Source organism: Clostridium neonatale (assembly GCF_001458595.1).
In the GTDB taxonomy this organism is placed as follows: Bacteria; Bacillota; Clostridia; order Clostridiales; family Clostridiaceae; genus Clostridium; species Clostridium neonatale.
In genome coordinates, this window is record NZ_LN890327.1 from 767,349 (window position 1) to 791,541 (window position 24,193).

Below are 24,193 nucleotides of genomic sequence, written 5' to 3' on the forward strand. Positions count from 1 at the left end.
GAATCTTTATAATAAGGGATGGCTGACAGTTTTAGCTACGGATGTTAAAACCCAATTCTAAAGTCGTCATACCAAATTACTCCCTTTATTATAAATTAAAATAAGTGCAGATGTTAAATCATATATTTATGATTTGTATCTACACTTATAGAGTACCAAATTCTAATGGCAGAGGCTGCGCCCAAAAATGTTTGCTCCAAAAAGCAAGTTTTTGGACAAACAATTTTGGAACATCCTCTGCCAAAGAATTTAAAAGCTGAAATTTCCAATACAATACTACGCATATTCATATATTGAATTTCTTTGTTTTTCTCTAAACTTATCATTTAATGTGTATAACTTCCAATAAAGTTACTTCATATGAACCATATATTTTTTAGGGTTTAGGGCAGATTTTAATACTGATTCTTAATTAGAACATATATAATTTATATTTTGGTAAATATCCAATACTTAAAAATATAATTTTCTATCAATTATAGTGATTTATGGGGCTACTTAGAAAAGTACTGTATTACCCAATAAATAAGAAAAGATCCGTATTACAGCATAGCTGTTCCTTTTATAAGTGCACATTCGTAAGAATTTATATTCCTATATTTATAAATTGATACATTCTAAGAAAGGATAAAACATTAAATTTTTAGATTCATTTTTGTAGCAAGCGAGCCGAACATGAGAGCTTTATTTCGGTTATTTCACTATAAACTTACTACGTCCCTTATTTATGGTGCGGTGTATAATCATAATATTTCTGCTTTTGAATTAAAAAAGTTCTTGACCTGGACGTAGTTTAAAGTCTTATAATTAACTTAATAATAGAAATGAAAAGCATATAAAATTTGAAATGTTATAATTAAAAAACAAGGGGGCTTTAAGTGAGATATCATATTTTGGATAATATTCGTGGTATAAATTTAATCAGCATGATAATCTATCATCTAATTTGGGATGCTGTATATATATTAGATAATAATTGGACATGGCATGAATCTATATTTGTATATATATGGCAGCAAAGCATATGTTGGACTTTCATATTGCTATCAGGATTTTGTTGGTCAATGGGAAAAAATAAATTAAAACGAGGACTTCAGGTATTTGGTATGGGGATGGCTATTTCTTTGATAACTACAATTTTTATGCCAGAACAGAAAATTATATTTGGAGTACTTACAATGATTGGTTCATGTATGCTTCTTATGATCATATTAGATAAAATATTGAAAAATGTATCACCTGTTATAGGAATATTTTCTTGTTCATTGCTTTTTGGTGTATTTAGAAATATTAATAATGGATATTTAGGATTTGAATCATGGAATATTATGAAAATACCAAGCTCATTGTATAGCAGTAGATTTATGACTTATTTAGGATTTAAAGAACCTAATTTTTATTCTACAGATTANCAGTAGATTTATGACTTATTTAGGATTTAAAGAACCTAATTTTTATTCTACAGATTACTTTTCTTTATTTCCATGGATATTTTTATTTATATTAGGATATTTCTTATACAAGATTATAAAAAATAGGGATCATAAATATAAGATTTTATATAAAAAAGGAATAGGATGGATTGAGTTTGCTGGGAAAAATTCATTACGAATTTATTTATTACATCAGCCTGTGATTTATTTGGGATTATTAGCTTATTCTTATTTTTAAAATAGAAATAGCATGATATGATAGTTTAATTTTATCATATTATGCTATTTTCATTATTTAAAAGAATTTTTATAGGATACTAAATAATATGTAAATTATAAATTACTCTCCATAAGATCAACAGAAAAAGGAAGATGTTTAACTTTTTTTGTATCAGTATGTATAAATCCATTAGCTCTATACCAATCTTTAAGAATATCGTTATTTTCAATAACGCTAATAATAAGTTTTTCCCCTCCAAGTTCTTTAACTTTATTTTTTGCAAAGTCTAATAAGGCTTTTCCATATCCTAAGTGTCTTGCTTCATAAAGAACTGTGAACTTTCCAAGTTCATAATTAAATTCATTTTTCTTTTCTAATTCCATAAAGCCAACCATTTTGTGATTATCATATAGGGCATACATTAAGTTTCCCATATCTTTATTTTTTATTAATTCATCAGTTGTAATAAAAGCATCATTGCTTGGACAATTTGCTGTTGTCAAATCAAATTTTCTTGCAATAGAAGAAAATCCTTGCCTTATAATTTTTGCACAATTTTCAAAATCATTAAGTGATGCTATTTTAATTGTATAGTTGTTCATAAAATCCTCCAAAAGATATAAATATTAAATATAGTGGAATTGAAATGTTTTTATTATTTTACATCAATTATAGCATGATTAATAAAATATATATATTAAAAAAAACAAATTGAAAATAATTATGAAAAAAATAAAATTTTATAAAAATTCATATGAAGAATATTACATATAAAATCAAGGAAACATAAGAGGGAAAGAATTTATGTGTAGGAGGAAGAATTTTGAATAATATAATTAAGATTTATAAACAAGATATAAAAAATATTGTAACAAACTATGCAGCATTTATTACAATAATAGCATTATGTATACTTCCTTCAATGTATGCCTGGTTCAATATAGCAGCTTCATGGGATCCTTATTCAAAAGAGGCTACCAGTCAGATTCAAATTGGAGTTGTAAATAATGATGCAGGAGCAGAGCTTAATGGTACATCGATAAATTTAGGAAATACAATAATAGATGAGCTTAAGAATAATGATTTATTAGGATGGAATTTTATAAGTGAAGAAGAAGCAAATGATAAGCTAAGAAATGGAAATCTTTATGCAACTATTGTTATACCAAGTGAATTTTCAAGTGATATGACTTCCTTAATAACAAGTGATATTAAAAAAGGAGAAATAATTTATACTGTCAATGAAAAAATTAATGCAATAGCGCCTAAATTGACTAGTAAAGGTGCAACTGGAGTTCAGGAAAATATAAGTAAAGCCTTAGTTGAAACTGTATCAAATGCACTGCTTACAGCAACTAAAAATGCATCAATTGAAATTGAAAATGTTAAGCCAAAGATTACAAATGTATATAATATACTAAAAGATGTTCAGGAAAGATTTTCAGATATAAATGATATTGTAGATTTAGCTTATGATGGTGCTACTAATATTAATGATTTATCAGAAAAATTTCAAAGTGATATACCATTGTTGCAAGATACTATAAATAGCAGTAAGGAGCTTGGAAATAGTGTTAAAGAATTTGTATCTACATCAAGAAATAGTTTGAATGAAATATCACCAACAATTAAAGAAAATATAAGAATAGCAAGTGATATAAGTAAAGATATTTCAAACTATACAAGTGTAGTTATAGATGCAATAAATAATGGAAGTGATAAAGCGCCAGAAATGATTGATAATCTTATAAGCAAAACTAATAATTTAGATAGTCTAATAAAATCTATTTTAAAAATTCTAGAAGCGCTAAATAAGATAAATCCTAAATTAAATGACGTAATAACTAATCTAAAAAATATTAACACTACAATAAATAATTTTCAAAATACACTTCAAAACATAAAAGATGATATATTAGCAGGTGGTAAGCCAGATTTAACATTATTAAATAATATTAAGGACTTTTCTGATAATATGAATTCTTTACTATCAGATTTATATTTTAAATATGACAGTGATATTTTAACTAAAATAAATGATATATTTGATTCTACATATAGTACAACAGATAATATTATAAATGCATTAGATGAAGCAGAAAGTAAACTTCCACAAATAAGTAATTTATTAAATACAGCCGGAGAAGGTTCAGAAAAAGCTGTTTCAGTAATAGATAATGTTAGAAAGAATTTACCAAAGGCAGAAGAAATGTTAAATGAATTAATTGATAAAATGGAAAAAGCCAATAATGACAAAGGAATAAGTGAACTTTTGAATTTATTAAAAAGTGATGTTCAGGCTAGAAGTGACTTTTTGGCTAATCCAGTAAATTTAGTAGAAAAACAGCTATTTCCTATGGGAAACTATGGAAGTGCTATGACGCCATTTTATACAATTTTATCATTATGGGTAGGAGAACTTTTATTAGTTTCTATATTGGCAGTTAATCCACATGAAATAAATACCGAAGAAGCTGATAGTTCTAAAAAAGAGATGATTACTAAATATACGGTAATAGAGAGTTATTTTGGGAAGTTATTATTATTTGTAAGTATAGGTATAATTCAGGCGCTTATAGTTTCAATAGGTGACTTATATATACTAAAAGTATATTGTTTAAATCAATTCTTATTTGTTTTAGTTTCAATATTAACAAGTATAACATTTGCTTTTATTATATATACTGCATGTTCAGTGCTTGGAAATGCAGGAAAAGTAGTTGGAATAGTTTTATTAGTATTCCAAATAGGAGGATCAGGAGGAACTTTCCCTATAGAGCTTACACCAAAATTCTTTCAAAGAATACATCCATTTTTACCATTTACATATACCATTTCTTTAATGAGGGAGAGTATTGGAGGAATTGTAAGAGAAGTACTTATAAAGGATATAGTTGTAATAATTTCTATTATAATTGGATCAGCACTAATAGGAATATTTCTAAAAAAGCCGCTAAGTAAAATTATAAGTAACTTTACTGAAAAATTTGAAGAAAGTCATTTAGGGGAATAATATTTATAAGATATTTATAAGAAGTATTCTTGAGGTAAATTAAGAAAGTTCTTATGAATATCTTTTTATGATATAATAATTAATTAGTTATAAATGAATTTGTTATATAGTAAAGGAATTGAAAAGATGACAGAAAATCAATATAGAGAAATAACACATTTTTTTAGAAAAAGTAAATTTAGAAGTGAAGGCATAAAAATATTGTGCAAGTATTCACAAATACTCATTATAATGTTATATATGTGTACAAGTATTTTTTTATATTTAAAAAATGATAAAAGATTAATATTGTTTTTGATTATACCAGCATTAAATTTAATTTTTGTTTCTATATTTAGAAAAATATTAAATAAACCTAGACCGTATGATACATATGATTATGAACCATTAGTAGATTATGAAAAAGGAAAAGGACAATCTTTTCCAAGCAGGCATACAGCAAGTGCTTTTATAATTGCTATGGCATGTTTATATTTAAATCATACATATGGATTTATTGTGATGTTTATAGCAATAATAGTTGGGGTTACTAGAGTACTAGCAGGAGTTCACTATCCCACAGATGTAATAGGTGGTGCTGTTATTAGTATTTTATTTGGAGTTGTAGGATTCTTCATTTCAGTTTAAATTAAAAAAATAAATAAATTGTTCCAGTAATTCATGCTAGTTATAATGCAAAATTTCAAGGGGGAACTTTTCCTAATGGTGATAAAGAAGAGGTTAGAGAAATAATAGGAGCAACTCAAATAATTGATAGAAGTGGAAAAGTTGTTTCAAGAAGATTATATGAAGATTATATAATGAAAAGTCAGATATTATAATTAAAGATATAAAGTTTGATATTAAAAACAGATCTAAAAATACAATAGATACGAATGAGGATTGGGTTCCTAAAATACCGGATGTATACTTATATGGATGGAAAACAATGCCTCCTAAAATTGAGGAGTATTATAATAAGGTAAGTAAGCAAAAGTATTTAAGTAAAAATTAAATTATATTTTATTGGTATAATATAATGTATAATGTATAATATAAAAATATTTTTTAGAAAATGATATATTTTAAGGAAGTGATATATATGAACACCTTAATAGTAAGAAATAGAAATGATTTGAAAGAAGCAGTTGAAAAAGGATATGATGAAATAATATTAGAAGGAAAATTAGCTGAGAAATTTGAAAAAGCTGAAAAGATACAAAAATTGTCTCAGCCAAAGTTGGCATCATTAATTGCTTTTGCATCAGGAGCTGGTGCTACAATTATAGCCAGTCTTGTTACATCAGCAGAAAGTTCAGGAATTTCTTTAGCATTTTCAGCCACAACAGTAACAGTATTTGCAGCAGCAGAGGGAATAAACATAGCAGTTGTAGCAGAATATCTCATGTTATGTGCACTTGTTGGTACAAAAATAGTAAAAAATCTTATTGAGAAGTATGATATTGAACTTAAGAATAAAGATGGACAAGATATTCCTATAGTAGAGTTAAAAAAAATATAAGGTGTAAGAGCATTTATGCTTGGTATAAATGCTCTTAATTTATCTGTAATATTTGAATTTAATTAAGCTAAATTTAATTTAGATGCTAATTGTAAATAGTATTCTAGGTCTTCATCATTATTAACAAAACAAGGAAACTTCATATTGTAATTTCCCCATACTGTTATTGGTCTATTATTAAAATAGAAGGTAACAAAAAATACTTCTTTGGTATTTAAACGGACAAAAAAAGGAATTAGATTTTTGTCAATAAGTTTAAAATATACTCCATCATGTGTAATATTCATGAATTCTCTTAAAGTATTTTTATCATTGTCTGATATAAGATTCATTAGATTACTTTTATCTTCAGATGATATTCTATTTATATAAAAATCAATATAAGTATCATCAATGTTTTCTTCAAAAATCTTCTCGATGAATGTTATGATTTTTTCTTCACCGCAAGTAACGTTACCATCAATAGTGAAATTTTTGAAAAAATCAAAACCATCTAAAATATTATTAAATTTTATATTGATTGTATTATTAAAATCTATAGTGCTAATTGGAATCAATGAATTTTTCATGTTTATTCTCCTATAATTTATTAACTGTAAAAAGATGTTATTAAATCAAACAATTTTGGAGAGTGAACTACATAGCTGCTATGAGTTTCACCGTCTAAAATATTTAAAGTACTATTTTTTATACAGTGTGCAATTTCTCTAGTATTATTTTCACTAATCATATCATTACTTCCAGCAAGGACAAGAGTTGGAATGGTTATTTTTTCTAATTCCTCTTTTGATATATTAGGCTGTGTAAGCATCATTTTCATTTTTTTATCTCGTTTAAAAAAATACATTAATTTAAATAAGTAATACCATTTATTCTTTAATCCATGTGGACATGTATTTGCACCACTTACAATAAGATGAGATAAAAGCTCTTGATGCTGAGAAGCAATAAGCAGACCAATAATACCACCATCGCTAAATCCATAATAAATAGGATTTTTTAACTGCAATTCTTTTACAAAGCATACTATATCATCTGCCATATCTTGATAGTTATATTCATTAATTATGCTGCTTTTTCCATGACCACGTAAATCAATTGCATAGACAGTAAATAATTCACTAAGCAGAGGTATGATTTTATCAAATATATTATGATTTTCACCATTACCATGAACAAGAATAATTGGAGTTCCAGATCCGAATTTTTCATAGAATAAATCTATATTATTAATTTTAAGTATCATAACTATGCTCCCTTCTTTTTATTTTTATAATGTAGAATCTCTTTCTTTTTAAGTATTTAATTTCTTTTCTCTATAATGATAATACAATTTTTTAGTAATGTTTTTATATCTCAATCATTTTCTTTTTATTCAAAAGGATCTATATATTCTTTTTTATTATATCAATCCATAGCAAAGAAATCTTATTATATTTTAAATTATAATTTTATAGAGTGGCAGTTTAAAAGAAACTTTATAAAATTTATAGAAATATACAAAATAAAAGATAGTTCATATTAAAATTTGCAACCTATAGTTTACAAAAATAAGTACAAATAGTTTATAGAAAGAGCGATTAATTAGGGATATAGTATTATTAGGAGGTAAATATCATGAGTTTTCCGGAAAAGATAAGAACTTTAAGAAAATTAAATAAATTATCACAAGAAAAGCTAGCAGAAATCATGAATGTTTCAAGACAAGCTATTGCAAAATGGGAGCTTGGAAAATCTTATCCTGATATTGATAAATTAATAGAAATAAGTAATTACTTTAATATTTCAATTGATAGTCTTTTAAAAGAAAAAAATAATGATTGCAATCTTAAAAAGAATATAACTAAGATTGGAGAATATAAAATGGATAAAAAAATAGTAGAGTTTTTATGTAGAGCTAAAAGAGAGACTTATGCATCAGGAAATGCAAAAGAATGCATTCCATGCAGGCCTAATTCACATGACTTGAAATATTGTGAAGGCAATTTAATATACATTGATACTTATTTGGGTGGAGAAAAATTTGTGGGGGAAGAAGCTATATGGAATGATAATATACCACTATGGTCAATGAACTATGCAGGAAGAATTGTGGAAGAAGGATTTGAAGGGTGGTTTTTAAAAGAAGCATTAAGAATTGTTAATGAAGAATATCCATATCGTGGACCGTTGTCATATGAAAATGGTGAGTTTAAATATGAATGCAGTTTTGCTGGGAATTTTGAATGGTTTGATGGTGAAGAAGTTATTTATAAAAATGATGTCAAAATTTATGAATGCAAGTTTCATGGCGGGGTAATCATTGAATAAGATTGTTAGTATTTTAATATTTTATTAGTAATTTAAAGACTAAATTATGGTATAATAGTATATTATAGAGAAAAGATAAAGAGGTTTTAGTTCATAGATATTTAGATTGAATTGAAACTTCTTTTTTAATCAATTGTATTATTATGGGAGGTAGAAATTATGTCTGTAGAAAGATTAGAAAGTAATTATGTTCAAGTTGCGCCTTTAGTAGAGTTACATTATGTTGAGAAAGGGGCCGGTCAGCCGATATTATTTATTCCAGGATTAACTTTTAGTAGTGAAATTTTTGAGTCTCAAATTGATTACTTTTCGAAAACTAATAGAGTAATTGCTATAGATCCTAGGGGGCAAGGGACATCTACCAAAACAGTTCATGGTAATGATTATGCAACACATGGGAAGGATTTAGCTAAATTAATAGAAATATTGGATTTAAAAGATTTGATTTTAGTTGGATGGTCTACTGGGAATTTAGAGGTTTGGTCATATATTTCACAGTTTGGAAAGAAAAGAGTTAAAGCAGTTGTAACTATTGATATGTCTCCAGTTCCATTGTCGATAGATCCTAGTTGCTGGGTTGAAGGAAGCTTAGATGAGCTTAGAACTGCGGCATCTGAAATTTTAATTTCACCAAAAGGAGTTAGAGATTTTTTTAGTGAATATATAATTGCTGTAATGATACAAAGGAATGTTGAGGAAGAAGAATTAGAATATTTATTAGATATATCTGCAAAGACACCATATTATATCTGCAGTAGTTTGTTCTGTAATGCTGTCTTATCAAATTATTTTGAAGTTGCTAAGGAAATATCAGAGACTTTACCATCAATTATGTTTACTTGACTTGTGCATTAATTTAAGAAAATTTACCATTGGATTTTTATTGACATTTTACCAGTATAATTTTAAATAAAAAAGTAGCATATAAACCTCAAACATGCTAGATTTATTGTTGCGAAACCAAATCTAAGGAGATTTATATGCTGACAACAATATTAAACCAAAATGAAACAATTATCAACTATATTTCAGAGTTAAATCTGCCATATTCTTCTGCGATAAAGAATCATATGGTAAATATAGTATCTGGAATTATTGTAACAGAAGGAAGCAAAACTATTTCATCTGTTCATAATAAAATTACATGCAATAGAGATCGAAGTACTGGTTCAAGGTTCCTAAGTTCATATTCATGGAATCATGAATATGTTACGCAAGAACGCATATTTCATGCAATATCTGAAATTTCCAACACTTGTGAAGATAGTGATGTTGGATTCCTAATCATTGATGATACCTTAACTAAGAAAAATACTTCAACTAAAAAAATTGAAGGCTTAGATTTTCACAATTCACATGCTGATGGCAATAAACCTAAATGGTCACACTGCTTAGTTACATCGCATTATAAGATTAATGATTATTCTATACCTTTAGATTTTAGACAATATCACCGAAAGGAATCGAGTAAAAAACTATCTAAAAAATTTCTAGATAAAAATGAACTTGCGATGGAACTGATTAATGAATTCACTCCTGTAACTAAAAACAATTATTTACTAGTTGATTCATGGTATACTTCAGCAAAAATTTTGCTTCACGGTTTAATAAATGGTTGTCACACTATAGGGAGAATAAAATCTAACAGAGTAATATATCCGGCTGGCATTAAAACAAATGTCAAAAAGTTTTCTTCATACATTAGGACTAATGAGACTAGCTTAGTTACCGCTAGTAATAACAAGTACTATGTTTATAGATATGAAGGAAAACTTAATGATATTGAGAATGTAGTTGTACTTATAAGCTGGACTAAAAACGATTTATCTGATAATCCAGCATTCATTATAAGTACGGATGTTTCACTCGATAATAAAACCATAATTTCATATTACGAAAAGCGTTGGGATATTGAAGTAAGTTATAGATATCATAAAACAGCTCTTGGTTTTGATGAATTTCAAATTCAATCTTTAAAATCAATACATAGATATTGGAGCATGATATTTTTAACGTATACTTTTCTTGAGATTTTCAGAGTCAAATGTGAAAAATTATATAAATTTAAAAATATTGGAGATGTAATATTACACTTCCGAAACAACTATTTGGTAAAAATAGTTTCTTTTGCACATGAATGTGCAGATAACGGGATTGATTTACAGTCTACTATTGCCAAATTAGGACTAGTAGCTTAAATTTTTCCTATTTACTGCACAAGTCTAGTTATGTTTATTGCTGAGCACTGGTCAGATATTGCAGAAACTTTTATGAATGAGAACTTCCCTGGAACGGAGACTTATATTATGGGGGGACATTTAATGTTTTATGAGTATCCAGAAAAATGGAACAAAAAGTTGAAAGATTTTATTGAAAATATTAAATAAAGATAATATATTAATTTTAAGCAGGTTTGCTAATTGCAATTAATACCGAAAAATGGATACAGTCAATTGTAATTAATATTATTAAAGACTTTTGTAAATACTTAATATCATAGAATAAATTTTAAAGGAGCTAGTAACAAATGAAGAGTAAATTTATAAAAGGAATAATTGCAATATCATTATTAATATGCTCAATAATAGCTATATATGGTTGTAGTTCAAACTCAGATTCTAATGTTAATCCAAATACAGAAAATACAAATGTTAAAGATGAAGAAAATATAGAAAATAATTCAACTACAAACAATAGTGAAAATAAAGATAGTCAAAGTAATATTATACTAATTGATAACGATAATATAACAGGTAAGCTTTCAGAAAATGTAGATAATCCAAATCTAGTAAAGGCTATAATTAATGAATTAGATTTAGATGAAGAAGCTGCTAAACAAACAAGATATTATTACAATTACGTTGATTTAAATGATGACGGTGTAAATGAAATATTTGTTGAACTAGTAGGAACATATACAAGTGGAACTGGTGGAGATACTGCAATAATCTTTACAGAAGTAAATGGAAGATTAGAAGAGTTTGATGAATTTACATTGATACACAATCCTATAATTATCAGTAATGAAAAAACAAATGGATATAGAGATATTATTGTAGAAAGAAGTGGCGGAGGAGCAGAAAAAGAATATGTGGTTTTAAAATATGATGGTTATGATTATTCAGATGTTAATGAATCAGATATTCTAAATAGTATTGATAATGTTTCGGGAGTTGCAATCATATCTAATGATATGGTTAAGGATACTGAGCAAGGAAAAGGATTATATTTAGCAAAATAATAAAATAAAAACAGGAATGTATTAATTTGAATATATTCCTGTTTTTTCTTTGTGTAATATATATGTACAGTAACTGTATAATTTACATAAAGATAAAATTGAATAAAGTTATTGACTATTATTCTCAAATTGATATAATGAAAAAGCATAAATGAGAATTTTTATCAATATATGATTAATTGAAACATATATTGCTATACATAGGAGGATACAAATGAAGAAAATAAAGAAGATAGTTGCAGGAATACTTACTGTAGCTATGATTGGGATAATCACTGGATGTTCATCTAATGATGGGGAAGCAAATAATTCGGGAAATAAAACAATGGTTGTAGAATCATTAAAAGGAAATGTTGAAATTCCAGCAAACCCTGAAAGAATAGTTGATATCTCAGGAAGCAGTGAAGAATTATTAATATTAGGGTATACGCCAGTTGGAACAGCTAATATTGATTCATATAATACAACAGAGGTTGCAAGTTATGTTAAAGATCAATTAGGAAGTGCTAAAGTAGTTGGACACTCAATGATGGAAACAATGGATATGGAAGCAATACTTGCATGTAATCCTGATTTAATAATAATGAGTGAAAGACAATCACAAATTTACGATCAATTAAAAGAAATAGCTCCAACTGTTATGATAAAAGATTATGGTAATGACTGGAGAGATAGATTAACTGATATAGCAAAAATGTTTAACAAAGAAGATGAAGCTACAGAATGGCTTTCAAATTACGATGAAACTGCTAAAAAGCTTGGAGAAGAAGTTGCGGCTAATAATGGAGAAGAAAGCTACTTACCAGTACTTTCAAGCTCAGGACAATTTATGGTATTTAGTGATGCAGGAATAGGAACTATAATAAATGAAGACATGGGCCTTGCAAGACCTGAGAACTTACCAGTACAAGATGGAATAACTCTTCCAATGTTAAGCATTGAAGGATTAGCTGAGATAGATGCAGATCATATTGTACTTATAGCGACAGATGCAGACAAAGCTGAACTTGAAGAGAATTCAGTATGGCAAAATATAAGAGCTGTTAAAGAAGGAAATATAACAATATTAAATGCAAGCCCATACTTTAGTCAATCTTATAATCCAATTGGAAGATTACTTTTATTAGAATCTTTAAAAAATGAATTAATGAAGTAATAAATAAGCAATATAAAAAGGATGTGTCAAAATTAGGGGATTTTATCTTGATTTTGATACAGCCCTTTTTTGCGTAAATGAGATTATTAATAAAGAAACAGCTTGAGAAAATTAAGGAGGTAAAGTATGGTATTAAAAAGTAAAAAAGTAAAAACTTTTCTATTAATTTTAATAAGTTTGATTTTACTTGTTATTGGTATGGGAATATCTCTATATATAGGAACAAAAGCTATAGATTTTAGCACAATAATAAGAAGTATATTTACAAATGATAATACTCTTGAAAGTAACATTATAAGAGATGTAAGAATACCTAGAGTATTGGCGGCTGTAATGGTTGGAGGGTTCTTATCAGTATCAGGTGCAATAATGCAGGGTATAACTAGAAACCCTATTGCAGAGCCATCAGTTATGGGAATAACTCAAGGTGCTACATTTTCTATTGCTATAGCATCCATAATTCAAAAGATAGTACCTGAAATATCAATAAGAAGCACTGATATTATGTTCTTTGCTTTTATAGGTGCAAGTATCAGCGGGCTTTTAGTTTATTTTTTTAGTTCTAAAAGGGGAAGAAAATCAGATCCTGTAAAGCTTGCACTTGCAGGTACAGCACTGGGTACATTATTTATTTCACTTGCTATGGGAAGTGCAATGTATTTTAACTTATCACAGGAATTAAGCTTTTGGATAGCAGGAGGATTAGCCAGCACAAAATGGCAAGGTGTGATAATGTTATTTGTATTTGGATGCATAGGTATGATAGGTGCATTTATTATGGCTCCAAAGGTAACAATTTTAAGCTTAGGTGAAGAAGTTGCAATAGGTCTTGGCCAGAGAACTAATTTAATAAGATTTATATGCATAATAATAGTGATTATTTTAACTGGAGCAAGTGTAGCTGTTGCAGGAAATATAGTTTTTGTAGGTCTTATTGTTCCAGAAATAGCAAGAGGAATAGTAGGTTCTGATTATAAATACATTATTCCATCATCACTTATTTTAGGTGCGGTACTTTTAGTTTACAGTGATATTATAGCAAGAATAATTAATCCTCCATATGAAACTCCAATCGGTTCATTGACAGCACTTATAGGAGTTCCAATATTTATTTATCTTGTTAGAAAAGGAGGGAATGATTAATGAATAAGAACAAAAAAGTATTCTTCATATGTGGTATTTTAGCAATTCTTATATTTACAGTGTTTGTAATAAGCTTAAATTTAGGTTCTTATTCAATCAGCCTTGGTGATGTTATAAAAACACTAATTGGTCAGGGCAGTAAGAGCCAAAATATAGTTATTTTCAATTTAAGACTTCCAAGAATAATAATAGCTTTATTTGTAGGAAGTGCACTTGCAGTATCAGGAACAATACTTCAAGGAGTTACAAAGAATGATTTAGCTGATTCGGGAATAATAGGTATTAATTCAGGTGCAGCATTATTTGTAGTAGTATATATATATTTAACAAATGGTAATGTATATGAAGGAATAACCAATTTAACAATATTCACAATGCCTATTGTAGCACTTTTAGGAGCAGGCTTTGGAGCATTTATTGTATATATTTTAGCGTGGAAAAATGGAATATCATCATCAAGATTAATACTAATAGGAATAGGTATAAACATAGCATTTACTTCGCTTCTTACCATATTTCAATTAAGATTCACTACTCAGGAATTTAACAGGGTAATGGCGTGGATACAAGGAAGCATATGGGGAGTAAGCTGGAAGTATGTAATAGCTATAGCGCCTTTTATAATAATATTCATGATACTCACAATATATAAAAGCAGATATTTAGATGTATTAAATTTAGGTGATGAACTATCAATTGGTCTTGGTGTGAATGTTGAAAAAGAAAGAAGAAAATTAATAATATATGCAGTTGGTCTTGCAGGAGTAGCAACTTCTGTTGCAGGAAGTATAGGATTTTTAGGTCTTATTTCACCACACATAGCTAGAAGGCTAGTTGGACCTAAACATAATAGACTTATACCAACAGCGGCTTTGATTGGTACACTTATTTTATTAATTGGTGATACAATATCAAGAAATTTACTTGCACCAATAGAAGTTCCTGTTGGTATAGTTGTAGCAATTATTGGTGTGCCATATTTTATTTATCTTATGATGAATGAATAATTTTTAGATTTTAAAGAGGATGATTTTATGTATTGTATAAAAACAAAAGATTTAAATATATCATACGGAAATATATATATTGTTAAAGACTTAAATTTAAATATTCCAAAAGGGAAAATTACGACTATAATTGGTGCAAATGGATGTGGAAAATCAACAATATTAAAGACAATAGCAAGAATACTTAAAGCAAAAAGCGGAGAAATTTACATAAATGATTTAGAAATTTCAAAGCAAAGCTCAAATAAACTTGCCAAAGCTATGGCTGTTTTACCACAAAGTCCAGTGGCACCTAAGGGACTTACTGTTGAAGAGTTGGTTGCTTATGGAAGATTTCCTCATCAAAATAAGTTTGGAAGTTTAAAAAAAGAAGATAAAGAAATAATTGAATGGGCATTAAAAGAAACTGGCATATTAGAATTTAAAGAAAGACCAATAGAAGCATTATCAGGAGGACAAAGGCAAAGAGCATGGATTGCTATGGCATTAGCGCAAAAGACTGATATTGTTGTATTAGATGAGCCGACTACATATTTAGATTTAGCACATCAATTAGATATTTTGAACTTACTACAAAAGTTAAATAAGACTCAGAAGAGAACAATAGTTATGGTAATTCACGAACTTAATAATGCAGCGAGATTTGCAGATCATATGGTTGGAATAAAAAAAGGCAGAATAGTATGTGAAGGTACCCCAGAGGAAGTTATGACAAAAGAAAATCTTAAAGAGCTTTTCAATATTGATGGAGAGATTGTAACTGATCCAAGACATAACAGACCAGTTTTAATAACATACGATAAGATTTAAAAATGAAAGAATGTGGCTGTAGCATTAAATAAAATTTGTAAGTGGCACAGTCAATATGTAATGATTGAAAATAAATTGTAATAGAGAAACAAAAGATAAAGTGGGAGAGATAATGGAAAAGGAAAATGAATTAGGAAAAGAAAGTATAGGAAAGCTCCTTATAAAATATTCTGTTCCGGCAATAATGAGTATGATGATTACATCTCTTTATAATATTGCAGACAGAGCTTTTATTGGAGCTATTCCAAACGTTGGACCATTAGCAATAGCAGGTCTTGGAATAACTATGCCTGTATTTACATTAATAGTTGCTTTTGGTGTATTTATTGGAATGGGCGCAGCAACAAATATGTCAATTAAGCTTGGAGAAGGAAATAGAGAAGAAGGTGAATTGTTCTTAGGAAATGCATTTACTGTATCTATAATCTTTTCTATTATAATTATGATATTTGGTCTGATATTTTTAGATGAAATATTATATGCATTTGGTGCAAGCGAAAATACATTGATTTATGCTAAAGAATATATAGGAATAATATTCTTAGGAACAATATGCAGTGTAACTGGATTTGTTTTAAATACTGCAATCAGGGCAGATGGAAATCCTAAAATGGCAGCTAAGACAATGATTGTAGGATGTGTCCTAAATTTAATTTTAGACCCAATCTTTATTTTTGTATTTGATTTAGGAATAAAAGGTGCAGCAATTGCAACTGTGCTTTGCAATTATATAATCTTCAGCTGGATATTATATTACTTTTTTAAAAAGAAATCTAATTTAAAGCTTAGAAAAGTTAATATGAAATTAAATTTAAAAATAATAAAAAGAATATTTATTGTAGGTGCAGCACCTTTTGCAGTTGAAATTTCTGCTGGTGTTGTAAATGTTCTTTTCAATAATATGTTTAAAATATATGGTGGAGATTTAGCAATAGGAGCTATGACTGCTATAAGTACAATTGGACTTATGTTTATGATGCCAGTGTTTGGTATAACACAAGGTGTTCAGACAATAATAGGTTATAATTATGGAGCAAAAAAGCTAGATAGATGTATGAAGGCTTTACTTCTATCAGTATTTGCAGCTACAGTGATTCTTATAATAGGATTTTTATTAGTAGAACTGACTCCGAGAATTATGATTTCTATATTTAATAGAGATGAAAGTCTTATGAACATAGCCGTTCATGGAATAAGAATATATCTTATGACACTGCCTATTTTAGGAATTGTAATTATTGGACCAAGTTACTTTCAAGCAATAGGAAAGGCTAAGCATTCAATGGTTTTAAGTCTTTTAAGACAATGCATTTTGCTAATTCCATTAATACTTGTATTGCCAAAAGCATTTAATTTAACAGGAGTATGGTTTGTTCAGCCAATTGCAGATATAATTAGTGCAATTATTATAGTTGTATTTTTGGCTGGAGAATTTAAGAATTTTAGAACTTAAGAATTTGCTTATTTTATGGTAGTTAAGGTACTAAAGGAAACTCGACTCACATACGTTCGTTGAGTAAGCGATTCGCACCAAATACAAGATTTGGGCTCTCTGCTTAAGAATTTGCTTATTTTATGGGGATTAGAAGGAATTATTATACAGGAAACACCTACTCATATTAATAGGAACGTATTTTTCTTGCAGAAAAATGCGGGCTATAGCTCTAAGCTCGTGCCTCACTAAGAGCTATATGCCAGCGATTCGCACCAAATACAAGATTTGGGCTCTCTCCTTAAGGAAACATCTTCATCAGTAGAGGGTGATGGGCTATACTGATAGGCTGATACCTCACCAAGCATTATATGCCCAAAAGATGATATTTGTAATTGGAAACTTTTCATATTTATTTTATCTTAGTATGAGTGTACCATAATAAAAAATGACTGACGCATTAAATTGCGTCAGTCATTTTTTCAGATGTTATAAATTAAAGCTCACATCTGCGACTTTATATGAGTAGTGTGTTTCATTTATTGTAGTTATTTCTAACTATTCACTTTTAGTTTTTACTTCTTAGCTTATTTTTTAGTACTTATATAAATATATCCAACTCCACTTAGAATAATTGGAAATAAAGAAAATAGTCCTCCAAGAACAAAAAGTATACAGCAGACAATAAGACTTGATGAAGAAAGTATCCAAGTAAGACTGTATTTATCAAATAATTTTAATCCACATGCCATTGCAATTATATAAGAAAATGAAAATACTGAGCCAGGAAATTTTAGTATTAAATTTAAATCTGGTGATATAAATGAAAAGAATAATAGGACAATGGTAAAGCCGCAGCCTAAAAATAAAAGAGCATTTATAGGAGTATTATACTTTTCATGTATTTTAGATAGTGCCCTTGGAAATATTCCTGAACGTGCAGCATTATATATAACTCTAGAAAAGCCAGAAATACACGAGTGAATAGAGCAAAATGTTATAAGAATAGTTAAAAAAGCAATTATATATCCAGAAGTTTTTCCAAATGACAATGAAATAAGTGAACTTAAAAAAGTAAATGAATGTGTATCATTATAAGTATTTGTTCCAATGGTTACAAAGGATAAAGATATATACACGATGCTTACAAAATGTGATATGAATTTATAGTTTGACAAAATTGAATTATTTGAATAAATAGTTCGATTTTATTGATATAAAAATAAATAGTGAGGAATTTGGAGTAAAACAATATGGAAATTAGAAATTTAATAACATTTTCTAAGATTGCAGCACTTAACAGCTAATCAAAAGAAGCAGAAAACTTAGGATATGCACAATCAACAATTACAACACAAATGCAGCTTTTAGAACAAGAACTAGGAGTAAAGCTAATTGAAAGAACTGGGAGAAAAATAAAGCTGACAAATAGTGGTGAAACTTTTCTTAAATATGCAAATGAGATAATTGATTTGGTGAATGAAGGTAAGGAAGTTATAAGAAATGAAAGCATTCCAAAAGGAACATTAAAGATTGGGGTTGTTGAGTCACTTTGTACAATTAGGTTACCTAAGATACTTGAAGTGTATCATGAAAGATATCCGCATGTTAATATTGAACTGAAAGTGGGAATATGCTCAGAACTTAGAAAAATGCTAAAGAAGAATATTGTTGATATTATTTTTATTTTAGATAGGAAAATTGATGATGAACAATTTATTTCGGGTATGGATAAATATGAACATATGGTAATATTATGTTCACCATCAAATAAATTAATAAAAAAGAGTAAGGTTACTTTAGAGGATATACAAAATGAGTTTTTAATTCTAACAGAGAAGGGATGTAGTTATAGGAAGGACTTTGGAGAAATCTTCCAAAAGAAATCTATAAATACAAATTTAGTTTTAGAATCAGGTAGCATAGAGGCAATTAAGAGATTTGTTAAAAGTAATATAGGAATTACATTGCTTCCTAAAATGACAGTAGAAGAAGAATTAAAAAATAAAGAGTTAGTAGAATTAACCGTTGAAGGGTGTGAATTCAAAATGTATACTCAGGTTCTTTATAATAAGAAAAAATATATAACATCTGCAATGAATGCTTTTTTAGGCATGATTGAATAAGTTGATTATGTAGAATGTTAGTAGAAATTATATCTGCTAACATTCCTAAGGTGCTAAGCATTATTTTTATCCAAAATACTTTGTAATAATTGAAGTATAGCTTCTTTTTCATTACAATTTTTTTGATCCATAATTATTTTCATATCATAAAAAGTAATTTTTTTTGATAATCCAAGCTGTTTAATTGAACATATTATATATGGCTTATCAGTAGAAATTCTAAATTTATATTCTAATTGCGGATTGATTTCATCTAATACTTTTTCAAAATTATTAAGAAATTTTAGATAATTTTTTGCTTCTGAATTAATAAATTCCACAATATTATTAGTATTGATAATTAACACCGTCCTTTATTTAGAATAACTTTTATCTCTCATTAAATATGTATTCAGATTTTTTTCAAAGGTGCTAAATATTAAAAGTATTTATTTTAAATATTTAGAAAAAGAAATTTTATAATTATATTAAGAATTATGTGGTGATAAATATACAATAAATAAAAAATATTATATAATTACCCATATATAAAACTAGGAGGATTATAATGCTGAAAATGTTAATTATAGAAGATAATGAAAATATAAAAAAAGAATTAATAGATTTTTTATCAAAGTATGGGTATGAGGCTTATGGAATAGATGACTTTAAAAATATTATTAATTTATCAGTAGAGAGTAACCCTGATTTGATTTTATTAGATATAAATCTTCCATATTATGATGGATACTATGTGTGTAGAGAAATAAGAAGAATTAAAGATATACCGATAATTATTGTAACAAGTAGAGATAGTGATATGGATGAAATTATGAGCATTAATTTTGGAGCAGATGATTTTATAACAAAACCATATAACACTCAGGTATTACTTGCAAGAATAGGTGCTGTTCTTAGAAGAACGAAAGCGCAAGTTTTAGAACAGGATTTCATTGAGCATAATGGATTGAAGTTAAATATTAGCAAAGGAGAAATAACTTTTAATAATAATACTACAGATTTAAGCAAAAACGAACTTAAAATTTTAGCATGCTTAATGAAGAATAAAGGGAAAATAATGAGTAGGGAAGAGTTAATGGATTATTTATGGAGTTCAGATCTTTTTATTGATGATAACACTTTATCTGTTAATATAACAAGGCTTAGAAAAAAGCTAGATGATATAGGCTTTAAAAATGCAATAGAGACTAAGAGAGGGCTAGGATATATTTTGCTATGAAAATAAAAAATTATATTGTATCAAAAATTCCATATTTAATAATAAATTTAGTTATTTATTTTTTATTAGTAGCTCTTTTAAAAGTAGCTAGTACGCCAGAAATTATATTATTTTTAATATTTATGATTTGGTTTGTACCTCTAATAGTTTATATGGTATTAGAATACATAAAAGAAAGAAGATTTTATGGAGAAATAATCAGCATAACTGAAAAATTGGATAAAAAATATTTGTTGGCTGAAGTAATAAAGAAGCCTAATTATTATGAAGGTGAAATCTTTTATAATGCGTTAAAAGAAGCAAATCGAAATATGCATGAAGAAGTTAATTTCTATAAACATCTTCAAAGTGAATATAGGGATTATATAGAAACATGGGTTCATGAAATTAAAACACCTATAGCATCGGCTAAGCTTATATTAGAAAATAGCTATATAAAAGAAAAAATAGCTTTAATTGATGAAATAAGTAAAGTAGATCAGTATATAACACAGGCGTTATATTATTCAAGAAGCACAGATGTAAGCAATGATTATATTGTAAGAGAATTTAATCTTGAAAATATAATTAATGAATGTATTAGGGATAATAGAAGGGATTTTATCAATAAAAAAATAGCAGTAAATATTGAAAACATAGATATAAAAGTAACTAGTGATCAAAAATGGATTAAGTTTATCATAAATCAGATAATTATAAATTCCATTAAATATAGTAAAAAAGAAAGAGGTTATATAAATATATATTCATTAGAAAATGAAAATAATAAAATTTCTTTGATAATAGAAGATAATGGTATTGGAATACCTAAAAGTGATATTAACAGAGTCTTTGATAAGGGCTTCACTGGAGAAAATGGGCGTGTGCATGGAAAATCTACTGGAATAGGATTATATCTTTGTAAAAAACTCTGCACTAAATTAAATATAGAGATTAACTTAAAGTCAGAAGTTAATAATGGGACAAGAGCGATAATTAACTTTTGATGCTTGAATATTAAGGTAGAGGAGCAGTAAAAAAATATGCAGAATGAAGAAAAAAGGATTACAATTTATTTTGTAATTTAGAAAATAATGAACATATGATATTTTTTATAATATAGAAGAAGGAACTCTGTTATTATTAAGTTTATAGCAAAAATTTTAATATTTTGCAAAAAAAATTATAAAAAACTTGAAAAATAGTAAATAGAAAGATATAATAAATTAGGTATTTATTACAAAACAAGGGTGTTTTAAGGTTTAGATAAAAATTGACCTTAAAGCACTATATTTTTATTAATTAGAAGTAAAATTTTGTTATATTTATGAACAGAATTTTATTGAGCAGTACAGGAGGGGGCAATATGAAACTTAAATTAAAAGGAAAAATTTTATTACTAGCATTGATACCATTAGCAGTATTAGGCATATCTTTAGGGGGCTTCACTTCATTAAATGTTAGAAATACGATACAAGATATGTCCAAGCAGCAATTAAAAGTAGCAGCACATTCAGCATTAAAAACATATGATATGATTAATAAAGAAGATTATACAGTATTATCAAATGGTAAATTAGGTAAAGGGTATAAATTTGTAGTTTCTAATTATAGTGAAGAAATAGACTATTTAAAGCAAAATACTAATATAGAATATACATTTTTTTATGGAAAAGATATAGTATCAACCACAATGAAAGATGATAGAGGCAACAGATTACTAGGCTTTGAAGCTGAGGATGAAGCAATTATAGCTGTTTTGACTAATAATGAGGAATATTTTAGTACACATACTCTTATTGGAGATAAAGAATATTATGGATATTATATACCTATAAAACAACCAAGTACTCAAGCGGTAGTGGGGATGTTTTTTGCAGGAATACCAAAAGCTGATATGGATTCTTCTATATTAACAGTAATAATAGGAAATGTTACAAGCACTTCTATCGTTATTATAATTGCAATACTTCTAATTTTAATTTCTATGAGTATGATTATAAAAAGTCTTAGAAGAAGCGTAGTCAATCTGGAATTAGTTTCAAAAGGAATACTAAATTCGAAATTAGATAGTAAAGATTTAAAGAGAAAAGATGAGATTGGTGATATTGCACGAGCAACAGAAGATGTTAGGAATTCCATAAAAGGTATAGTGCAGAACATAACAGACACAACTAGTACATTAATAGATTTTGCATCAGATTTGAGGGAAAAATCTAATAAGTCAAGCAACATGACAAAAGAAGTTGAAAAGACTGTAGAAGAAGTTGCACAGAGTTCTACTAATCAAGCTGAAAATACCCAATCAGCAGCAGAGAGTGTTATGGTGATTGGTGAAATGGTAGAAAAGAGTGTTATAAATGTTAAGGAACTATATAAGAATTGTGAAAATATGAGTAGACTAAGAAATGAAGTTTTAGATATTCTAGATAATTTAAGTGATGCAAATGAAAGAACTAAAAATGCAATTAATACAATTTCTGCAAAAACACAAAATACTAATAATTCAGTTGAACATATAAAGAAAGCAACAGAATTAATTACAGAAATAGCATCAGAAACTACATTGTTAGCTTTAAATGCGAATATAGAAGCAGCTAGAGCAGGAGAACATGGTAAGGGATTTGCAGTTGTAGCTAGTCAAATTCAAGAATTAGCTAATCAGTCAACTGAATCAGCTAAGAAAATAGAAATTATAATAAAAGATCTTATAATAAATTCTAATGATACTGTAGAGACTATGAAAAAAGTTGAAGACATTATAGAAGTTCAGAATAATAATGTACATAAGACTAAAGATACTTTCAATGTGTTTAATGAAGGAATTAACATAACAAATCAAAGTGTTAAAGAGATAAGCGATAATGTAGGAACTTTAGATAATTCTAGAAAAGAAATTGTTGAAGATATACAAATTCTTACTTCTATAGCAGAAGAGAATGCAGCTAGTACAGAGGAAACTGCTGGAATATCAGCAGAGCTTAACAAAATAATGAATGATGTATATGAATCAGCAAATAAAGTAAATGAAATTAGTGACAAATTATCAAATGAGATTAATATTTTCACAATTTAAATAAGGGACGTACAAAGTTTAGAATGAAACAACCGAAATAAAGCTCTTATGTATGGCTCGCTTGCTACAAAAATGACGCTAAGAATTCAAACATGCAGACCTTGCATGTTTGAATTCTTAGCGTCATTTTTGAATGCAAGACACCGCCAACATAAGAGCTTTATTTCTTTGTCTCATCTAAATTCATAGTATCGGTATTATTATTGCTATACATAAATACATTTTTAATTTAAGGAATAGTTATTTATAGATGTTAAAGATTCAAAAAGTTAATATTTTACCATTTTTTAAAGGATATCAATTTATAGATATCAGAATATAGGTTCTTAAGAATTTGCTTATTTATTGGGAATTACATAACTTTTATAAGCATCTTCATAAATTACTATAATTGATAGAAAACTATATTTTTAGGTATTGGATATTTATCAAAATATAAATTACATTAAGTAATAAGTTTAGAGATAAACAAAGAAATCCAATATATGAATATGTGTAGTATTGTATTGGAAATTTCAGCTTTTAAA

At 27.5% G+C, this 24,193-nt stretch carries 25 protein-coding genes and 1 pseudogene; 20 read left to right on the plus strand and 6 right to left on the minus strand.

The genetic code is table 11. The annotated features are described in order from the left end of the window. Positions 1 to 113 precede the first annotated feature (113 nt). On the minus strand, positions 114 to 290 hold the full coding sequence (locus BN2920_RS21670; protein WP_207644374.1) for a hypothetical protein: 177 nt from the start codon (positions 288 to 290) through the stop codon (positions 114 to 116). Positions 291 to 926: 636 nt separating this feature from the next. Between BN2920_RS21670 and BN2920_RS22295 the strand changes: the two genes are divergently transcribed. Together BN2920_RS22295 and BN2920_RS22300 are read left to right on the plus strand one after the other, a co-directional pair. Then, positions 927 to 1,418, plus strand: a complete 492-nt coding sequence (locus BN2920_RS22295; RefSeq protein WP_479680404.1) for a heparan-alpha-glucosaminide N-acetyltransferase domain-containing protein — start codon at positions 927 to 929, stop codon at positions 1,416 to 1,418. A 4-nt stretch (positions 1,419 to 1,422) separates the two neighbouring features. Further along, entirely contained in the window at positions 1,423 to 1,671 is a 249-nt protein-coding gene (locus tag BN2920_RS22300) for a heparan-alpha-glucosaminide N-acetyltransferase domain-containing protein (protein WP_058294250.1), read from the plus strand. Between the two features lie 95 nt (positions 1,672 to 1,766). Here BN2920_RS22300 and BN2920_RS06785 read toward each other — a convergent pair whose 3' ends face one another. Beyond that, the gene (locus BN2920_RS06785) at positions 1,767 to 2,255 is read right to left on the minus strand and encodes a GNAT family N-acetyltransferase (RefSeq protein ID WP_058294251.1); all 489 of its coding nucleotides are present in this window, start codon (positions 2,253 to 2,255) and stop codon (positions 1,767 to 1,769) included. A gap of 221 nt (positions 2,256 to 2,476) precedes the next feature. Here BN2920_RS06785 and BN2920_RS06790 point away from each other — a divergent pair, with 221 nt between their 5' ends. From BN2920_RS06790 to BN2920_RS06800, 3 genes are all read left to right on the plus strand, one after another. Then, complete coding sequence (locus tag BN2920_RS06790) at positions 2,477 to 4,666, plus strand: YhgE/Pip domain-containing protein (RefSeq protein WP_058294252.1); 2,190 nt, start codon at positions 2,477 to 2,479, stop codon at positions 4,664 to 4,666. 93 nt (positions 4,667 to 4,759) lie between these two features. Next, entirely contained in the window at positions 4,760 to 5,293 is a 534-nt protein-coding gene (locus BN2920_RS06795) for a phosphatase PAP2 family protein (protein ID WP_083498728.1), read from the plus strand. Between the two features lie 454 nt (positions 5,294 to 5,747). Next, the gene (locus BN2920_RS06800; protein ID WP_058294254.1) at positions 5,748 to 6,167 is read left to right on the plus strand and encodes a hypothetical protein; all 420 of its coding nucleotides are present in this window, start codon (positions 5,748 to 5,750) and stop codon (positions 6,165 to 6,167) included. A 62-nt stretch (positions 6,168 to 6,229) separates the two neighbouring features. Here BN2920_RS06800 and BN2920_RS06805 read toward each other — a convergent pair whose 3' ends face one another. Beyond that, on the minus strand, positions 6,230 to 6,736 hold the full coding sequence (locus tag BN2920_RS06805) for a hypothetical protein (protein WP_058294255.1): 507 nt from the start codon (positions 6,734 to 6,736) through the stop codon (positions 6,230 to 6,232). 20 nt (positions 6,737 to 6,756) lie between these two features. Continuing rightward, positions 6,757 to 7,413 (minus strand): alpha/beta fold hydrolase, encoded by a 657-nt coding sequence (locus tag BN2920_RS06810; protein ID WP_058294256.1) that lies wholly within the window; start codon positions 7,411 to 7,413, stop codon positions 6,757 to 6,759. A 371-nt stretch (positions 7,414 to 7,784) separates the two neighbouring features. Between BN2920_RS06810 and BN2920_RS06815 the strand changes: the two genes are divergently transcribed. The 10 genes from BN2920_RS06815 to BN2920_RS06855 all read left to right on the plus strand — a co-directional run bounded on the left by BN2920_RS06815 (position 7,785) and on the right by BN2920_RS06855 (position 17,287). Next, complete coding sequence (locus BN2920_RS06815) at positions 7,785 to 8,477, plus strand: DUF5680 domain-containing protein (protein WP_058294257.1); 693 nt, start codon at positions 7,785 to 7,787, stop codon at positions 8,475 to 8,477. Positions 8,478 to 8,636: 159 nt separating this feature from the next. Beyond that, positions 8,637 to 9,320: an alpha/beta fold hydrolase gene (locus tag BN2920_RS06820; RefSeq protein ID WP_058294258.1), complete on the plus strand. Its 684-nt coding sequence runs from the start codon at positions 8,637 to 8,639 to the stop codon at positions 9,318 to 9,320. A 137-nt stretch (positions 9,321 to 9,457) separates the two neighbouring features. Continuing rightward, positions 9,458 to 10,675, plus strand: coding sequence for an IS701 family transposase (locus tag BN2920_RS06825; protein ID WP_058294124.1), 1,218 nt, complete (start codon positions 9,458 to 9,460; stop codon positions 10,673 to 10,675). A gap of 30 nt (positions 10,676 to 10,705) precedes the next feature. Continuing rightward, complete coding sequence (locus BN2920_RS21675; RefSeq protein WP_172437925.1) at positions 10,706 to 10,864, plus strand: hypothetical protein; 159 nt, start codon at positions 10,706 to 10,708, stop codon at positions 10,862 to 10,864. Between the two features lie 140 nt (positions 10,865 to 11,004). Further along, positions 11,005 to 11,718 carry a hypothetical protein gene (locus BN2920_RS06830; RefSeq protein ID WP_058294259.1) on the plus strand — a complete coding sequence of 238 codons (714 nt, stop codon included), beginning with the start codon at positions 11,005 to 11,007 and terminating at the stop codon, positions 11,716 to 11,718. Positions 11,719 to 11,932: 214 nt separating this feature from the next. Then, on the plus strand, positions 11,933 to 12,874 hold the full coding sequence (locus BN2920_RS06835; protein WP_058294260.1) for an iron-hydroxamate ABC transporter substrate-binding protein: 942 nt from the start codon (positions 11,933 to 11,935) through the stop codon (positions 12,872 to 12,874). A 126-nt stretch (positions 12,875 to 13,000) separates the two neighbouring features. Continuing rightward, positions 13,001 to 14,017 (plus strand): FecCD family ABC transporter permease, encoded by a 1,017-nt coding sequence (locus tag BN2920_RS06840; RefSeq protein ID WP_058294261.1) that lies wholly within the window; start codon positions 13,001 to 13,003, stop codon positions 14,015 to 14,017. After that, positions 14,017 to 15,024: a FecCD family ABC transporter permease gene (locus BN2920_RS06845; RefSeq protein WP_058294262.1), complete on the plus strand. Its 1,008-nt coding sequence runs from the start codon at positions 14,017 to 14,019 to the stop codon at positions 15,022 to 15,024. The genes BN2920_RS06840 and BN2920_RS06845 overlap by 1 nt, the downstream gene beginning before the upstream one ends. A gap of 27 nt (positions 15,025 to 15,051) precedes the next feature. Next, on the plus strand, positions 15,052 to 15,834 hold the full coding sequence (locus tag BN2920_RS06850) for an ABC transporter ATP-binding protein (protein ID WP_058294263.1): 783 nt from the start codon (positions 15,052 to 15,054) through the stop codon (positions 15,832 to 15,834). 112 nt (positions 15,835 to 15,946) lie between these two features. After that, positions 15,947 to 17,287 (plus strand): MATE family efflux transporter, encoded by a 1,341-nt coding sequence (locus BN2920_RS06855; RefSeq protein ID WP_058294264.1) that lies wholly within the window; start codon positions 15,947 to 15,949, stop codon positions 17,285 to 17,287. Between the two features lie 566 nt (positions 17,288 to 17,853). Here BN2920_RS06855 and BN2920_RS06860 read toward each other — a convergent pair. Further along, positions 17,854 to 18,444: an amino acid permease gene (locus BN2920_RS06860; protein WP_172437924.1), complete on the minus strand. Its 591-nt coding sequence runs from the start codon at positions 18,442 to 18,444 to the stop codon at positions 17,854 to 17,856. A gap of 150 nt (positions 18,445 to 18,594) precedes the next feature. Between BN2920_RS06860 and BN2920_RS22475 the strand changes: the two are divergent. Beyond that, positions 18,595 to 18,693: pseudogene (locus BN2920_RS22475) on the plus strand (LysR family transcriptional regulator); the annotation flags it as partial. A gap of 48 nt (positions 18,694 to 18,741) precedes the next feature. Beyond that, positions 18,742 to 19,392 (plus strand): LysR family transcriptional regulator substrate-binding protein, encoded by a 651-nt coding sequence (locus tag BN2920_RS06865; protein WP_307993375.1) that lies wholly within the window; start codon positions 18,742 to 18,744, stop codon positions 19,390 to 19,392. Between the two features lie 53 nt (positions 19,393 to 19,445). Here BN2920_RS06865 and BN2920_RS06870 read toward each other — a convergent pair whose 3' ends face one another. Then, the gene (locus BN2920_RS06870) at positions 19,446 to 19,739 is read right to left on the minus strand and encodes a hypothetical protein (protein ID WP_157065763.1); all 294 of its coding nucleotides are present in this window, start codon (positions 19,737 to 19,739) and stop codon (positions 19,446 to 19,448) included. 200 nt (positions 19,740 to 19,939) lie between these two features. Between BN2920_RS06870 and BN2920_RS06875 the strand changes: the two genes are divergently transcribed. From BN2920_RS06875 to BN2920_RS06885, 3 genes are all read left to right on the plus strand, one after another. After that, positions 19,940 to 20,611 carry a response regulator transcription factor gene (locus tag BN2920_RS06875; RefSeq protein ID WP_058294267.1) on the plus strand — a complete coding sequence of 224 codons (672 nt, stop codon included), beginning with the start codon at positions 19,940 to 19,942 and terminating at the stop codon, positions 20,609 to 20,611. Next, a complete protein-coding gene (locus BN2920_RS06880) occupies positions 20,608 to 21,597 on the plus strand; it encodes a sensor histidine kinase (RefSeq protein WP_058294268.1) in 990 nt (329 codons plus the stop codon). The genes BN2920_RS06875 and BN2920_RS06880 overlap by 4 nt, the downstream gene beginning before the upstream one ends. Before the next feature lie 359 nt (positions 21,598 to 21,956). Then, on the plus strand, positions 21,957 to 23,666 hold the full coding sequence (locus BN2920_RS06885; protein ID WP_058294269.1) for a methyl-accepting chemotaxis protein: 1,710 nt from the start codon (positions 21,957 to 21,959) through the stop codon (positions 23,664 to 23,666). Positions 23,667 to 24,193: the final 527 nt, after the last annotated feature.

What these genes read in the sequence shown, in the direction of transcription:
- BN2920_RS21670 (WP_207644374.1), bottom strand. Translation starts at nt 290, where the DNA reads ATGAATATGCGTAGTATTGTATTGGAAATTTCAGCTTTTAAATTCTTT.
- BN2920_RS22300 (WP_058294250.1), top strand. Translation starts at nt 1,423, where the DNA reads ATGACTTATTTAGGATTTAAAGAACCTAATTTTTATTCTACAGATTAC.
- BN2920_RS06785 (WP_058294251.1), bottom strand. Translation starts at nt 2,255, where the DNA reads ATGAACAACTATACAATTAAAATAGCATCACTTAATGATTTTGAAAAT.
- BN2920_RS06795 (WP_083498728.1), top strand. Translation starts at nt 4,760, where the DNA reads ATGAATTTGTTATATAGTAAAGGAATTGAAAAGATGACAGAAAATCAA.
- BN2920_RS06800 (WP_058294254.1), top strand. Translation starts at nt 5,748, where the DNA reads ATGAACACCTTAATAGTAAGAAATAGAAATGATTTGAAAGAAGCAGTT.
- BN2920_RS06805 (WP_058294255.1), bottom strand. Translation starts at nt 6,736, where the DNA reads ATGAAAAATTCATTGATTCCAATTAGCACTATAGATTTTAATAATACA.
- BN2920_RS06810 (WP_058294256.1), bottom strand. Translation starts at nt 7,413, where the DNA reads ATGATACTTAAAATTAATAATATAGATTTATTCTATGAAAAATTCGGA.
- BN2920_RS06815 (WP_058294257.1), top strand. Translation starts at nt 7,785, where the DNA reads ATGAGTTTTCCGGAAAAGATAAGAACTTTAAGAAAATTAAATAAATTA.
- BN2920_RS06820 (WP_058294258.1), top strand. Translation starts at nt 8,637, where the DNA reads ATGTCTGTAGAAAGATTAGAAAGTAATTATGTTCAAGTTGCGCCTTTA.
- BN2920_RS06825 (WP_058294124.1), top strand. Translation starts at nt 9,458, where the DNA reads ATGCTGACAACAATATTAAACCAAAATGAAACAATTATCAACTATATT.
- BN2920_RS21675 (WP_172437925.1), top strand. Translation starts at nt 10,706, where the DNA reads ATGTTTATTGCTGAGCACTGGTCAGATATTGCAGAAACTTTTATGAAT.
- BN2920_RS06830 (WP_058294259.1), top strand. Translation starts at nt 11,005, where the DNA reads ATGAAGAGTAAATTTATAAAAGGAATAATTGCAATATCATTATTAATA.
- BN2920_RS06835 (WP_058294260.1), top strand. Translation starts at nt 11,933, where the DNA reads ATGAAGAAAATAAAGAAGATAGTTGCAGGAATACTTACTGTAGCTATG.
- BN2920_RS06840 (WP_058294261.1), top strand. Translation starts at nt 13,001, where the DNA reads ATGGTATTAAAAAGTAAAAAAGTAAAAACTTTTCTATTAATTTTAATA.
- BN2920_RS06845 (WP_058294262.1), top strand. Translation starts at nt 14,017, where the DNA reads ATGAATAAGAACAAAAAAGTATTCTTCATATGTGGTATTTTAGCAATT.
- BN2920_RS06850 (WP_058294263.1), top strand. Translation starts at nt 15,052, where the DNA reads ATGTATTGTATAAAAACAAAAGATTTAAATATATCATACGGAAATATA.
- BN2920_RS06855 (WP_058294264.1), top strand. Translation starts at nt 15,947, where the DNA reads ATGGAAAAGGAAAATGAATTAGGAAAAGAAAGTATAGGAAAGCTCCTT.
- BN2920_RS06875 (WP_058294267.1), top strand. Translation starts at nt 19,940, where the DNA reads ATGCTGAAAATGTTAATTATAGAAGATAATGAAAATATAAAAAAAGAA.
- BN2920_RS06880 (WP_058294268.1), top strand. Translation starts at nt 20,608, where the DNA reads ATGAAAATAAAAAATTATATTGTATCAAAAATTCCATATTTAATAATA.
- BN2920_RS06885 (WP_058294269.1), top strand. Translation starts at nt 21,957, where the DNA reads ATGAAACTTAAATTAAAAGGAAAAATTTTATTACTAGCATTGATACCA.